The sequence below is a fragment of the Thauera terpenica 58Eu genome, from assembly GCF_000443165.1.
Taxonomy (GTDB): domain Bacteria; phylum Pseudomonadota; class Gammaproteobacteria; order Burkholderiales; family Rhodocyclaceae; genus Thauera; species Thauera terpenica.
This window is the reverse complement of sequence record NZ_ATJV01000047.1, coordinates 36,727-50,937: the sequence shown is the minus strand read 5'-3', so window position 1 is coordinate 50,937 and position 14,211 is coordinate 36,727. Positions and strand designations below refer to the sequence as shown.

General features: G+C 66.1%; 12 protein-coding genes. All 12 read left to right on the top strand.

Features of this window, described 5'->3' with window-relative positions:
- The first annotated feature begins 104 nt into the window (after nucleotides 1-104).
- The 12 genes from M622_RS26875 (at nucleotide 105) to M622_RS26820 (ending at nucleotide 14,198) form a co-directional block, all read left to right on the top strand.
- On the top strand, nucleotides 105-734 hold the full coding sequence (locus M622_RS26875) for a DOMON domain-containing protein (RefSeq protein WP_157281971.1): 630 nt from the start codon (nucleotides 105-107) through the stop codon (nucleotides 732-734).
- A 12-nt stretch (nucleotides 735-746) separates the two neighbouring features.
- The gene (locus M622_RS26870; protein WP_021248701.1) at nucleotides 747-1,919 is read left to right on the top strand and encodes a 4Fe-4S dicluster domain-containing protein; all 1,173 of its coding nucleotides are present in this window, start codon (nucleotides 747-749) and stop codon (nucleotides 1,917-1,919) included.
- Nucleotides 1,916-4,819, top strand: coding sequence for a molybdopterin-dependent oxidoreductase (locus M622_RS26865; RefSeq protein WP_021248700.1), 2,904 nt, complete (start codon nucleotides 1,916-1,918; stop codon nucleotides 4,817-4,819). The genes M622_RS26870 and M622_RS26865 overlap by 4 nt, the downstream gene beginning before the upstream one ends.
- Nucleotides 4,816-5,346, top strand: coding sequence for a molecular chaperone TorD family protein (locus M622_RS26860; RefSeq protein ID WP_021248699.1), 531 nt, complete (start codon nucleotides 4,816-4,818; stop codon nucleotides 5,344-5,346). Before M622_RS26865 ends, M622_RS26860 begins: the two co-directional genes overlap by 4 nt.
- A gap of 59 nt (nucleotides 5,347-5,405) precedes the next feature.
- Complete coding sequence (locus M622_RS26855; RefSeq protein ID WP_021248698.1) at nucleotides 5,406-6,767, top strand: protoporphyrinogen/coproporphyrinogen oxidase; 1,362 nt, start codon at nucleotides 5,406-5,408, stop codon at nucleotides 6,765-6,767.
- A gap of 146 nt (nucleotides 6,768-6,913) precedes the next feature.
- Nucleotides 6,914-7,615, top strand: a complete 702-nt coding sequence (locus tag M622_RS26850; RefSeq protein ID WP_021248697.1) for a CbbQ/NirQ/NorQ/GpvN family protein — start codon at nucleotides 6,914-6,916, stop codon at nucleotides 7,613-7,615.
- 3 nt (nucleotides 7,616-7,618) lie between these two features.
- Nucleotides 7,619-9,349: a nitric oxide reductase activation protein NorD gene (locus M622_RS26845; RefSeq protein ID WP_021248696.1), complete on the top strand. Its 1,731-nt coding sequence runs from the start codon at nucleotides 7,619-7,621 to the stop codon at nucleotides 9,347-9,349.
- A gap of 72 nt (nucleotides 9,350-9,421) precedes the next feature.
- Nucleotides 9,422-10,312, top strand: coding sequence for an alpha/beta fold hydrolase (locus M622_RS26840; protein ID WP_021248695.1), 891 nt, complete (start codon nucleotides 9,422-9,424; stop codon nucleotides 10,310-10,312).
- A gap of 103 nt (nucleotides 10,313-10,415) precedes the next feature.
- On the top strand, nucleotides 10,416-11,591 hold the full coding sequence (locus M622_RS26835; RefSeq protein WP_021248694.1) for an acyl-CoA dehydrogenase family protein: 1,176 nt from the start codon (nucleotides 10,416-10,418) through the stop codon (nucleotides 11,589-11,591).
- Nucleotides 11,592-11,654: 63 nt separating this feature from the next.
- Nucleotides 11,655-12,542, top strand: a complete 888-nt coding sequence (locus M622_RS26830) for an SDR family oxidoreductase (protein ID WP_021248693.1) — start codon at nucleotides 11,655-11,657, stop codon at nucleotides 12,540-12,542.
- A 53-nt stretch (nucleotides 12,543-12,595) separates the two neighbouring features.
- On the top strand, nucleotides 12,596-13,363 hold the full coding sequence (locus M622_RS26825; RefSeq protein ID WP_021248692.1) for an SDR family NAD(P)-dependent oxidoreductase: 768 nt from the start codon (nucleotides 12,596-12,598) through the stop codon (nucleotides 13,361-13,363).
- Nucleotides 13,364-13,403: 40 nt separating this feature from the next.
- Nucleotides 13,404-14,198 carry an enoyl-CoA hydratase-related protein gene (locus M622_RS26820; protein WP_021248691.1) on the top strand — a complete coding sequence of 265 codons (795 nt, stop codon included), beginning with the start codon at nucleotides 13,404-13,406 and terminating at the stop codon, nucleotides 14,196-14,198.
- Nucleotides 14,199-14,211: the final 13 nt, after the last annotated feature.

Here is a 14,211-nt window from a genome sequence, read left to right as displayed (position 1 = left end):
TAACTCAGGGTAGGTGCAGGCTTGGCCGGCCGGCCGGAAAGTCCGGGTCCGAGTGGTGTGAGTCGAATCATGCCGGCCAATTGTGCGGACCAAGGAGACAGAGAGTGCTAGTGACACGCCGAATAAAGGATGTGGCGGCCTTCGCCGAGCCCGGTGATGCAGGCTGGGCCAGGTTCGAGCCGGTGCGGATCGACATGATTGCGGCGCCGCTGGTGATGCAGCCGACCGAATACATCCGCAATTCCTGGCAGGGGCGCGAGTACGGCGCGGATCCCGGGCTGGAGGTCGCCGCCGTGCACGACGGCCTGCGCTGGGCCGTGCGCGTGAGCTGGACCGGGGTCAGCCCCGGCGGCACGGATTTTCCCGATGCGCTGGCCCTCGCCCTGCCGGTGCGCGGCAACCCGGTGCTCATGCTGATGGGCGCCGAGGACGCGCCGATCCATTTCCTGCGCTGGCAGGCGAACAAGCCGGGGGTGAAGTCGCAGCTCGCCACCGGCATCGGCCAGTCGACCAACTCCGGGCCCGAGCTCGACTGTAGCGCGCGCGCGCTGGCGCGCGATGGGCGCTGGCATGTGGTGATCACCCGTGTGCTCGGCAGCCGCGGCGACGTCGCCCCGCTCGAGGCAGGCGGGAAGACCGGCATCGGTTTCGCGGTGTGGCGCGGCGGCAACGACGAGCGCGGCGGGATCAAGGCGTTTTCGATCGACTGGGCCGAACTGGTCCTCGACGCGTAAAGGAGCTTTCGCATGAGCAAGCGACAAGTGGCCATGGTCATGGACCTCAACAAGTGCATCGGCTGCCAGACCTGCACCGTGGCCTGCAAGACCCTGTGGACCCGCCGTGAAGGCATGGAACACATGCTGTGGAACACGGTGAACACCCAGCCCGGAGCCGGCACGCCGCACAACTTCGAAAAGATGGGCGGCGGCTTCAAGGACGGCGTGGCGCAGCCGGGCATCCGCCCGACGGTGGAGGATTTCGGCAAGGCCTGGGAGTTCAACCACAAGGACGTGTTCTTCGGCGGCAAGTCGGACATCTCGCTGGCGGCCGACGGCGGCAGGCACGGCAAGGGGCCGAACTGGGACGAGGACCAGGGCGGCGGCGAGTTCCCCAACAGCCACTACTTCTACATGCCGCGGATCTGCAACCACTGCACCCACCCGGCCTGTCTCGAAGCCTGTCCGCGCAAGGCGATCACCAAGCGCGAAGAGGACGGCATCGTGCTGATCGACGAGGACCGCTGCAAGGGCTACCGCTTCTGCCAGGAAGCCTGCCCCTACAAGAAGATCTATTACAACGAGATGGAAGGCGTGTCGCAGAAGTGCATCTTCTGCTTCCCGCGCATCGACGAGGGCGTCACCACCGCCTGCTCGCGCCAGTGCCCGGGGCGCGTGCGCTTCGTCGGCTACCTCGATGACCCCGAAGGGCCGATCTGGAAGCTGGTGACGAAGTGGAAGGTGGCGCTGCCGCTGCATGCCGAGTACGGCACCGAGCCCAACGTGTTCTACGTGCCGCCGCTGTCGCCGCCGAAGCTCGACGAGGACGGCAACGCCACCGACGAGCCGCGCATTCCCACCGAATACCTGGTCTCGCTGTTCGGCGACGGCGTGCATCACGCCCTCGAAACCGTCAGGCGCGAGCAGGACAAGAGCCGGCGCGGCGAACCCTCCGAACTGATGGACCTGCTGATCGCGCGCAAGTGGCTCGACATGTTCGGCCCCTTCCAGAAGCACCCGCGCGATGCCGCACGCATGCGCCCGATCCCGGCCAACCGCCAGGGCTTCAAGAATCCGCTGGGCGAGAAGGACCCGCTGTCGTCGGACGAAGTCATGGCGTCGATGGCGGAATCGAGCGAACCCAAGGCGTCGACGATCCGCTTCTTCAGCAAGGCGGAATACAAGAATGGAGGTCGGGCATGAGCGCCGTGATGAATCGTCGTGGCTTCCTGAAGAGCGCGGCGGCGCTGATGGGCAGCCTTTCCCTGCCCGGCTTCGTCGTCAACGCGGCAGCGGGCGTCGCCGGCGGCAACGCACCGGCCGTGCCGCTGTACACCTCGTGGAAGGACGTCTATCGCAGCCAGTGGACCTGGGACAAGGTGGTGCGCAGCACCCACCACCTCAACTGCTGGTACCAGGCGCACTGCTCCTGGGACGTGTACGTCAAGGACGGCATCGTCTATCGCGAGGAGCAGGCCGCCGAGTACGAGCAGATCAACCCCGAGCTGCCCGACTACAACCCGCGCGGCTGCCAGAAGGGCGGCTGCTTTTCCGAGCGCATGTACGACGACACCCGCATCACGCACCCGATGCGCCGCGTGGGGCCGCGCGGCAGCGGCAAGTGGGAGCGCGTGAGCTGGGACGAGGCGCTCGACGACATCGCCGACGCCTATCTCGACGTCACCGTCGAGGAAGGCACCGACCGCACGATCTGGGACCTGGGGCCGGGCATCGACCTCGGCGTGTCGATGGCGGCGCAGGGCCGCTTCAGCATGCTGACCCAGTCGATCAGCCTGGACATGGACGGCGAGATCGGCGACTCGCGCCGCGGCACGCTGGAGACCTTCGGCAAGATCGCCTTCGAGCGCTCCGCCGACGACTACTTCTATTCCGACCTGATCCTGTTCTGGGGCGGCAACCCGATCTATACGCAGATCCCGCAGGCGCACTTCTTCACCGAGGCGCGCTACCGCGGGGCGAAGATCATCTCGGTCGCGCCGGACTACAACCCGTCGGCGATCAAGTCCGACCTGTGGATCCCGATCAAGCCCGGCACCGACGCGGCGCTGGCGATGGCGGTGTGTCACCTGATCGTCGCTGGCGGCCACGTCAAGGAGGCCTTCGTCAAGGAGCAGACCGACCTGCCGCTGCTGGTGCGCACCGACACCAGCCGCTTCCTCAAGCAGGCCGACATGCAGGCCGAGGGCAGGGAAGACCACCACATGCTGTGGGACGCCCACAGCGACAGCCTGCAGACGGCGCCTTTCCGCTCGCTGGCGCTCGAAGCGCTCGACCCGATGCTGGACGTGAGCCGCAGCGTGACGCTCAAGGACGGCCAGCGCGTCGAAGTGCGCAGCGTCTATTCACTGCTCAGGGACCGCCTGGCCGACTACACGCCCGAGGCGGCATCGCAGATGTGCGGCGTCAGCCCGAAGATGATCCGGCGCCTCGCGCACGAGATCGTCAGCGTGGACAAGGTCGCCAACATCGCCCAGACGAGCATGTGCAAGTACTACCACGGCAACCTCGCCGAGCGCGCCATGGCGCTGATCTTCGCGCTGACCGGCAACATCGGCCGGCGCGGAGCGGGTTTCTCGGGCTTCCCGGTGCTCAACGTCGACGGCGGCGACAAGTTCGCGCTGACGCCGAACATGCGCGAGGTCGCCGAGACTTTCGGCCGCCTCGAACCCTTCATCCAGCAGCGGCTGGACGCCGGCGATTCGCACGAGATGGTGGTGCAGGGGCTCGGGCGCCTGATGTTCGTGCCGGGCAATCCGCTGATCCGGCTGCCGATCTGGACGTCCGGCACGCTGTTCTGGTCGGTCCATGGCGGCATCGGCGAGCTGTCGGCGCGCGCCGAAGAATGGGGGCTGGGCAACAAGCGGCCGCTGCAGGCCTACCTGGACGAGTCGCTGAGCAAGCAGTGGCAGCCGCTGCAGCCGGCGCCGGATCGGCCGCCGCGCATCATGATCTCGCTCGTCAGCAATCCGCTGCGCCGGCTGCGCGGCAGCGAGAAGCTGCTCGAGGTGCTGTGGCCCAAGCTGAAGAAGGTCGTGGTGATGGACTGGCGCATCAACTCCACCGCCCGCCACGCGGACTACGTGCTGCCCGCCGCGCCGTGGTACGAGCGCACCAACCTCAAGTGGGTCACGCCGCTGTCGCCCTACCTGACCACCTGCGATCAGGCGACCGCGCCGCTCGGCGAGGCGAAGACCGACTGGAGCATCATCGTGCTGCTGGCCAAGCACATCCAGAAGCGCGCGCGGGAGCGCGGAATCAGCGCGGTGAAGAGCCCGCAGGGGCTGGAAGTCAAGCTCGACACCCTGTACGACGACCTCACCATGCAGGGCGAATTCCGCGAGGGCGACGACGACAAGGTGGCGCGCGCGATCTTCGACCTCTCCTCCACGCACAAGAACAAGACCTGGGACGAGGTCAAGCAGAAGGGCTTCGCGCGCTTCGACGGCCTGCCGGAGGATCCGGTCTCCATCGGCAGCATGTGCGAGTTCCCCGCCGACGACAGCATCGTGCCGCTGACCTTCCACGTGCGCGACAAGGTGCCGTATCCGACGGCGAGCCGGCGCATCCAGTTCTTCGTCGACCACCCGTTCTACGACGAACTCGACGAACTGCTGCCGCGCTTCAAGGCGCCGCCGATGATCGGCGGCAACTATCCGCTGATGATGACCGGCGGCAAGACGCGCTGGAGCATCCACTCCACCTGGCGCGACAGCAGCCTGATGCTGCGCCTGGAGGCCCGCCCTGAGCCCTACATGCTGATGTCCGTGGCCGACGCGGTGCAGCGCGGCATCGCCGACGATGACTGGATCCGCGTGCGCAACGACATCGGCAGCTTCAAGTGCAGGGCCAAGGTGTCGCCCAGCCTGCGGCCCGGGCAGACGCTGATGCATCACGCTTGGGAGCAGTATCAGTTCGAGGGGCCGGGCGACATGAACACCGTGTCGCCCTCGCCGTTGAACCCCGTCGAGCTGGCCGGCGGGCATCCGCATCTCACCGCGGGCCTGCTGCAGGGGCAGAACTCGGTCTTCGACCGCGATACGCGCGTCGAAGTCGAGCGCATCGCCGACGGGGGCCGGACATGAACGCGCGCGACGAGATGGCCACGCTGGCCGGCGATGCCGCCGGGCGCAGCGGGCTCTACGGCGCGCTGGCGAGCGCCTTCACCTACGACGGTGCGGCGCGCAGCGCGCTCGCGATTCCCGGTGCGGTCTTCAATGAAGCCTTCGATCCCTCGGTGTGCAGGACCGCCTGCTCGCTGCGCGAGGGCTCCTACGCCGACGTCGACCAGAGCGCGCTGTTCGAGGAGCTGATGCGCTTCTACGGCTTCTTCGGGCTGGGGCGCGAAGAGCGCGCCGAAATGCCCGACCACCTCAGCGTGGAGTTCCAGTTCATGCACTTCCTGGCGCACCTGGAGAGCCGCTCGGCCGGCGACGCAGAGGCGCTGGGCTCGCTCGCCCGCGCGCAGCGCGATTTCCTGCAACGCCACCTGCGCCGCGCGGTGCATGGCGTCAGGGGCGCGCTGAAGAGTGCGGATCCGCGCTGCATCGAGCTGGTGGAGACGGCATCGGATTTCGTCGACCGCGAAATCGAGCGCCTCGCCCAAGCATGACGGGACGGCATGCGGTGCTGCCGCATGCCATCGACACACAAGGACACTGGAGACGATTCATGAAGGTAATCGTGATCGGCGGCGGGCCGGCCGGCTGCGCCGCGGCTTACACGCTGGGCAAGCAGGGACACGAAGTGATGCTGTTCGAGGCGGCCGACAAGGTCGGTGGCCGCACCAAGCAGTTGCATCGGGACGGCTTCAACCTGGGTACCGGCGCGCTTTTTCTGATGGGGGGCATCTACCCGCGCACTTTTGCCTTGCTCAGGGAGCTGGGCGTGGCCGACAAGGTCGTCCCCTGGGCGGGGGCTGCCGAACTGCAGGACAACGACGACGCGCGTTACCGGGTCAGCTTCGTGAATCTGCTCAGCTACCTGAAGATTCCGACGCTGACCTTCGGTGACCGCCTCAAGATCGCCTCCGCCGGGCTCAGGCTGCTGCTCAGCCGGCAGGCCGCCAATCCCTTCGACAGCGCGGATCTGGCCCGCTACGACACCAAGGAAGACCTGGAATCGTGGTCGCGCCGCAACCTCGGCGACCGCGCCCACGAGTACATCGTGCGCCCGATCATGGATTTCCTCTATGCCGTGCCCGCCAGCTGGTTGTCGCTGCCGTTTCCGTTGTCGATCATCAAGCAGGCCAACAAGATGGCGCTGTCGGTGCCGCCGGAGGGCATCGGGCAGGTCAGCGAATGGCTCGTCGCCGGGGCCCGCAACACCACGGTCCGCCTCGCGACCGCGGTGGACGAGGTCGAACGGCGCGGCGAGCGCTATGCCGTCTTCGCGGGGGGCGAATGGCACGAGGCCGACGGGCTGGTGCTGGCGACCGAATCCTTCGTCGCCGCGCGGCTCATGGCCGGTTTCATCGACCAGCGGGTGTACACGACCCTGATGGAGACGCCGTACACCGAGTATGCCCACGTGCAGATCGGCTACGCGAAGAATCCCTGGCCAAACTACCCGGTGGACATCGTGATGCCGGTGGGCTACGGCGAGACCCGCAACATCGGCGCGATGGTGCTGCAAAGCCGCCGCCACCCCGGCTCGGTGCCGCCCGGCGGCGAGGCGGTGGGGGTGTATTTCAATACTCCGCCATTGGCGCACCTGAGCGACGACGACATCCGGCGCGAAGCCGTGGAAGGTGCGATGCGCGCCTTCGGGCCGGCGCCGGAGCCGAGCTTCGTGCATCTCTTCCGCTATGAGAAGGGCCTGACCATCGCCGGGCCCGGGCATTACGAACGGCTGGAGGCCATCTACGACAAGATGCCGCCGCGAGTCTGCCTCGCCGGCGACTACTTTTCGCAGGCCGGCGTCGAAGCCGCCGTGTTCAGCGGTGAGCGGGCGGCCCTGAAGCTCGACGGCGCGCTGAACGGCACGGCGCCGAAGAAGCGCAGCGCGGCGACCATGGATCTGCTGCCGTCCTGAGTGCTGGCCGATCGGGCAACCTGGGAGACAACTATGAATGCAGTAGTCGAGAGGGGGCTGGACAGACGTCTGAGCATCCTTACTACCTGCCGTGCGACAACGAGGTTGAGGTCTTCCTGGCGGCACACCGACAACGCCTGCCTGTGATGCTCAAGGGGCCGACCGGCTGCGGCAAAACCCGCTTCGTCGAGCACATGGCCTCACGTCTCGGGCTGCCGCTGATCACTGTGCCCTGCCACGAGGACATCACGGCCGCCGACCTCGTTGGGCGTTACTTGCTACAGGGCGGCGATACCGTATGGGTCGACGGGCCTGTGACGCGCGCGGTGCGCAGCGGGGCAATCTGCTACCTCGACGAAGTCGTCGAGGCGCGTGCCGACAGCACGGTGGTGATTCACCCGCTGGCCGATCACCGCCGTGAACTCAACCTCGAACGCCTGGGCGAACGGCTGGTCGCCCCAGACAGCTTCATGCTGGTGGTGTCCTACAACCCGGGCTACCAGAGCGTGCTGAAGGATCTCAAGCAATCGACCCGCCAGCGCATGATCGGTATTGAGTTCGACTACCCGGCGGGCGCGATCGAGGCGAGCATCGTGATGACGGAGAGCGGCATCGACGAGCCCCGTGCGCGCGATCTCGTCAAGCTTGCCCATGCCATCCGGCGCCTGGACAAGGGTACGCTGCCGGAGGTGTGCTCGACCCGCACCCTGGTCAGCACCGCGCGGATGATGAGCGAGGGCCTGTCGGCAAGGGCTGCGGCGCGGGTGGCGATGCTGCAGCCGCTGTGCGACGACGCCGAGATCCTGCACGGCCTGTGCGAAGTGGTACACACCTACCTGTCGGAGTAGGGCGTGGAGCCCGCACAGCGCGATACGCACCCACTGCGCCTGCTGGCTGCGGCGGTGGTCGGGCGTCCGGTGGCGATCAGCTATCTGGTCGACCCAGCCGCGCCGGCATGGACCGACGGCGAGCGCGTTTTCCTGAGTCTCGAGCGCCGGGGGGGGGAGGATGCACGCGAGCTCCTGGTGCAATGCGCGCTACTCGCCGGCCAGGCGTTGCACGGAATGGGGCTGCCTGCCCTGGTCGGCAGCATCGAGCAGCGCCAGCGCTACCTGTTACTGGAAGTCGAGCGCTGCGCGAGGCTGATAGCGGATCGGCTACCGGCTCCGTTCCTCGGGGAGCTCGATGCCTACCGCACCGGCCAATGTCCCGCGAGTGCGGAGGAATCCCTACGAATCGCGCGCGGCATGACCCGTCTGCCGCGGCCTCCGGCGTGGTACGGCACGCTCAAACCCTGGTCGGTGCTGCGCAGGAACGCGCGCGGCGGCGGCCGGGCGATGGACGCCGGCAAGCTCGACCAACTCGAGTCGCAATTGAGCACGGTCGAGCCTGAGAACATCGAACAAGACGAGGATGCGCTGACGCGTAATCCGTTCTGGAAGCTGCTGTCCTCGCCGCTTGGCAAGGACGGGTTCTTCTCGCGCTTCATGCGCGAAATCTTCGATATGCAGTCCTCGCCCGACGGTGAGTCGGCCAAGTCGGGGGTCGAGGGTTCGTCCGAGATGGTCAGCGGGCGTGCGAGCAGCCGCATCGGCGACATCCGCCAGGCACTGCGCACCAGCCTGGCATTGGCGATTCCGAGCGCGATGCTCGCCAATGAGGAGGGTGCGCACTGCTATCCAGAGTGGGACGCCAGCCAGCGGCGCTACCGGTCGAACTGGACAAACGTGGAGGAGGTCGCGCCGGGCAGCGAGGAGCCGGCCTTCGATACCGCCATCCTCGATGGTCCCGCCGAGATCGGCTTCCAGCGCGCGTTGGCGACGCTGTGCCTCGGTTTCCGCCGACATTCCGGTCAGCCCCAAGGCGACGGGCTGGTCCTCGATCCGATGATCCGCCTTGCGGTCGACCTGCGTACCGGCCACTCCGGCGACGAGCGTATCTATTCGGCGAGCCTGCGTACCCGGCGTGATTTGGGCGTCATGGTCCTGCTCGACACCTCCAGTTCCACTCTCGAGTGTCTCGGCGCTGACCGCGTATTCGACCGCCAGGCGCGCCTCGCATGGCAACTGGTGCGCAGTTTCGAACTGCTCGGAGACCGGGTGGCGCTCTACGGCTTCCATTCCTGGGGGCGCCGGCTGGTGCGCTTCCAGCACGTCAAGGCCTTCGATGAGCGTCTCGGCGGCGGATCGCGGGAACCCATGGCGCAGCTCTCGGTGGCCGGCTACACGCGTTGCGGTGCCGCCATCCGCCATGGCGTCGAGATGATCGATAAGCGTGCGGGCACGCCCTTCAAGCTGCTGGTGCTGGTATCCGACGGTTACCCGCACGACGACCAGTACGAGGGCGACTACGCCGCCGCCGACACCCGAAAGGCGCTCGATGAGGCGGCCGCGCGCGGCGTTGCCTGTGTATGCCTGAGTGTCGGTAGCGACGCCGAAAGTGAGCGCCTGGCCGCCGCCTACGGATCGGCGAACTACATGTCGGTCGCCAATACGACAGACCTGTTGATACGACTTCGAGGGGTCATGGAGCACGCGCTGGCGGCCACCACCCGGCGTACTGCGCCTGGTCGCGCCGCCTAGAAAGGCGGATCGGTTCGCGCGGCGAAAACGGAGCTTCGGAAACCTTTCTCACTAGAAGAGACCCGCACAACAATGAACACCTCCTTCGAAACAGGCACGGTCGAGGCCAACGGCCTGAGCTTCCAGTATCTTGCCCACGGCGAGGGGCCGCTCGCGTTGTTGCTGCATGGCTTTCCCGACACTGCGATGACTTGGCGCCACCTGATGCCGATGCTCGCCGCGCAGGGCTACCGCGCGGTTGCCCCCTACATGCGTGGCTATGCGCCGAGCGGAGCGCCCGACATGGGCCGCCTGGACGGCGCCGAGCTGTTCCTCGCACTCGGGGCGGACGCAAACGGGTTGCACCAGGCGCTGGGCGGCGATGAGCGCGCGGTACTGATCGGGCACGACTGGGGTGCGCTTGCGACCTACTCGGCCGCGCTACAGGGGCCGCGGCTATGGCGCCGCTGCGTGGCGCTGGCGGTCCCGCCATTGCAACTGCTCGCGGTGCGCCATTCGCGCTACGAGCAACTCAAGCGCTCCTTCTACATGTGGTTTTTCCAGATGGCGGTAGCCGACGATGTCGTCCGGGCTAACGACTTTGCCTTCATCCGTGCGCTGTGGGCCGACTGGTCGCCGGGCTACGATGCCACCGAGGATCTTGCGCACTTGCGCCGCAGCCTCACCGCGCCGGATAACTTGCGTGCCGCACTGGGCTACTACCGGGCCTTCTTCGAGCCCGTCAGCTTCAGCTTCAACTATGGTGCCGCAGTCGGTGCCATCCCTCAGCCGCTCCTTTATTTGCACGGCGAGATCGACGGCTGCATCGGGCTGACCGACGAGGACGTGGCTGCTGCCATGGTCGGCGGAGGGCCCGGAACGGTGGCCGGGATGATTCCCCGAAGCGGCCACTTCCTTCATCTGGAGCAGGCCGAGACGGTGGGCGCGCGGATCGTCGACTTTGTTGGTCCTGCCGGCGATTGAGGCAGCTGCGAGGGAGCCTAGAAAGTATTAAACAATACGGTCTTGATGCGTGTTAAATCGTATGGCACCATACAGACATCGAAATCGATGCATGGAGCACGCAATGATCAAGCGCAGCCTCTTCAATGAAGAGCACGAGATGTTTCGCGACACGGTGCTGCGGTTCATCGATCGTGAGATCCGGCCGTATCACGAGCAGTGGGAAAAGGACGGCATCGTGCCGCGCGAGGTCTGGCTCAAGGCCGGCGAGGCCGGCCTGCTGTGCTGCACCGTGCCGGAGGAATACGGCGGCCTCGGTCTCGACTATCTCTTCGACGTGGTGGTGTTCGAGGAGATGGCGCGCAGCGGCTTCACCGGTCCGGGCTTCCTGATCCACTGCGACCTGGTGGCGACCTACATCAAGTCTTTTGGTACCGAGGAGCAGAAGAAGCAGTGGCTGCCCCGGATGGTCAGTGGCGAGGCGATCGGTGCGCTCGGCATGACGGAGCCCCATGCCGGCTCGGATCTCAAGAACGTCCGCACCCGCGCGGTGCGCGACGGCGACGATTACGTGATCAACGGCCAGAAGGTGTTCATTTCAAACGGCCAGATGTGCGACGTGCTGGTGCTTGCGACCAAGACCGACAAGGACGCGGGCGCCAAGGGCGTCACGCTGTTCCTTATCGATACCTCACTGCCCGGATTTAAGCGCGGCAAGAACCTCGAGAAGCTGGGTCTCAAGGCGCAGGACACTTCGGAGCTCTTCTTTGAGGATCTGCGGGTGCCCGCCGCGGCGATGCTGGGCGGTGAAGGGCAGGGCTTCGCGCTGATGATGACCAAGCTCGCGCAGGAACGCCTAGCCCAGGCGATTCGCTCGGCTACCGTGGCGGAAACAGTTATCGAATACACCGCGGACTACGTGTCTCAACGCGAGGCATTCGGCAAGACCATCGCCGACTTTCAGAACACGCAGTTCAAGCTTGCCGAACTTCAGACCGAGGCCACCATCGGCCGGGTATTCACCGACAAGTGCATCGAGCTGTTCATGAACAACGAACTCGACGCGATCGACGCGGCGATGGCAAAGATGTGGCTGTCGAACCTGCATTGCAAGGTGGTCGACGAGTGCCTGCAGCTGTTCGGCGGCTGGGGCTACATGTGGGAGTACCCGATCGCCCGCGCCTACGCGGATGCGCGCATCGTGAAGATCGCGGGCGGTTCGATCGAGATCATGAAGTATCTCATCGGCCGCGACCTGATTGCGCGTCGTCGCGAGGCGGTGGCCGCCACTGCCCGCTGAGCGAGCGGGCCGAACAAAGTATGAAGAGCGCGCCACCTGCAATGCGCGCGAACAGGAGACGAAATGCTTTACGACAGGAACTGCCTTGAGGGCAAGCGCATCCTCATCACCGGCGGTGGTACCGGTATCGGTAAGGGGCTTGCCCGCCACATGGCGGCGCATGGTGCCCAGGTCCACATCTGGGGCCGGCGTGCCCAGGTGCTCGAGGAGGCTGCCGCCGAGATCAATCGCGAAGTCGGCGAGCGAGTGTTCTGGCAGGCGGTTGATATCCGCAACTACGAAGCTGTCGATGCGGCGGTCGGTGAAATCTGGGACAACTACGGGCCGCTCACCGGGCTGGTGAACAACGCCGCGGCGAACTTCATTGCGCCGACCAAGGACTTGAGTCCGCGTGGCTACGAGGCCATTGCCTCGACGGTGATGGATGGCGCCTTCTTCACGACGCAGTGCGCGGGGCGGCGCTGGATCGAGCAGGGGCTGAAGGGTTCGGTGGTGTCGACGCTGGTGACCTGGATCTGGACCGGCTCGCCCTACGTGGTCCCGTCCGCGATGGCAAAGGCCGCGGTGAACGCCATGACCATGTCCTTGGCGGTGGAGTGGGCGCGCTACGGCATTCGTCTGAACGCGGTGGCGCCAGGGCCGTTCCCGACCGATTACGCGTGGCAGATGCTCAATCCCACCGCGGACAGTTCCGTCGGCGCAACCCAGGCCGACCAGGTTCCGATGGGACGATTTGGTGAAATGTCCGAGCTGGGCAACCTGGTGTTACTGCTGCTCTCGGACGGGGCCGACTACATCACCGGGGAGACCATCACCATCGACGGCGGTCACCATCTGGCCGCGCCGTCGACCTTTGCCGGCCTCAATTCGATGAGCGACGAGCAATGGGCGCAGGCCAAGGCCGCCGCGAAGGCCGCCAGCGAGAAGAGCAAGGCTCAGCGCAGCGTCTGAGCCGGATGTGACCGATTCGACGATCAATTCTGTGCATTCAAGGAGGAAGCGCTGTGAAAGGACTCAAGGATAAAGTCGCCCTCGTGACGGGCGGTGCAAGCGGCATCGGCTTGGCGATCTCGAAGCGCCTGGCCGAGGAAGGCATGGCGGTCGGCGTGCTGGACCTCAACAAGGAGGCGGCAGCGGCTGCCGTCGAGCAGATCAAACTCGCCGGTGGCAAGGCCGATTTCGAGGTGGTGGACATCACCGACTACGAGGCGGTCAAGGCTGCCGTGGCCTCGATCGAGGCGAAGCTCGGCCCCGTCTGGACGTTGGTGAACAATGCCGGATGGGATACGCCGACCGCGTTCCTCAAGACCACGCCGGATTTCTGGCAGAAGATCGTCAACATCAACTATCTGGGGCCGATCCACATGACGCATGCCGTGGTGACCGGCATGGCGCAGCGTGGTGGCGGGCGGGTGATCTTTATTGCCTCTGATGCCGGTCGCGTGGGCTCCTCGGGCGAGGTGGTGTATTCGGGCTGCAAGGGGGCGACCATCGCCTTCGCCAAGGCCCTCGCGCGCGAAGTGGCGCGCAACAACGTGCTGCTCAACTGCGTGTGCCCTGGCCCCACCAACACCCCGGCAATGGACGCCTTCGTCGGCACCGGCGAGCAGGGCGAGAAGATTCGCAACGCGATGGTGCGCGGCGTGCCGCTCGGCCGTATCGGCGAGCCCGATGACTATCCGGGCATGGTCGCCTTCCTCGCCTCCGACGACGCCTCCTTCATGACCGGCCAGACCGTCAGCATCTCCGGCGGTCTGACCATGCACGGCTGAGCGCCGCCGCTTTCCCACCAATCATTCAGGAAATAGAAAAATGGCTCAAGAGTTCAAGGATATCCTCTACGAGGTCGGCGAGAACGCGGTGCGCATCACCATCAACCGCCCGGACGTGTTTAACGCCTTCCGCACGCAGACCGTGGAGGAGCTGATCCAGGCCTTCCGCATGGCCGACGAGGAGAAGTCGGTGAACACCGTCATCTTCGGCGGGGCCGGCGACAAGGCGTTCTGCACCGGCGGCGACCAGAAGGTGCATCTGTCCGAGGACGGCCTGTACGGTCCGCGTGGCATGGTCGGCCTGCCTATCGAAGAGCTGCAGTCGGCCATCCGCGACTGCCGCAAGGTCGTGATCGCCCGCGTGCAGGGCTTCGCAATCGGCGGCGGCAATGTGTTCGCCACCATCTGCGACCTGACCATCGCCTCCGAAAACGCCAAGTTCGGCCAGGTCGGCCCGAAGGTCGGTTCGGTGGATCCCGGCTTCGGCACCGCCTACCTCGCGCGCATTGTCGGCGAGAAGAAGGCGCGCGAAATCTGGTTCCTGTGCCGCCGCTACTCCGCGCAGGAAGCGCTGGCGATGGGGCTGGTGAACAAGGTTGTGGCGCACGAGCAGCTGGACGCCGAGTGCGAGGCTTGGGCAGCCGAAATCAACGCGCTGAGCCCCACCGCGATCGCCATCGCCAAGCGCTCCTTCAACGCCGACAGCGAAAACATCCGCGGAATCAGCTTCATGGGCGTGGCCGCGGTGAAGGGCTATTACCAGAGCGAGGAGTCGCGCGAAGGGGTGCGCGCCTTCAACGAGAAGCGCAAGCCCGACTTCAAGAAATACGCGTGAGGGGCGGGCGACC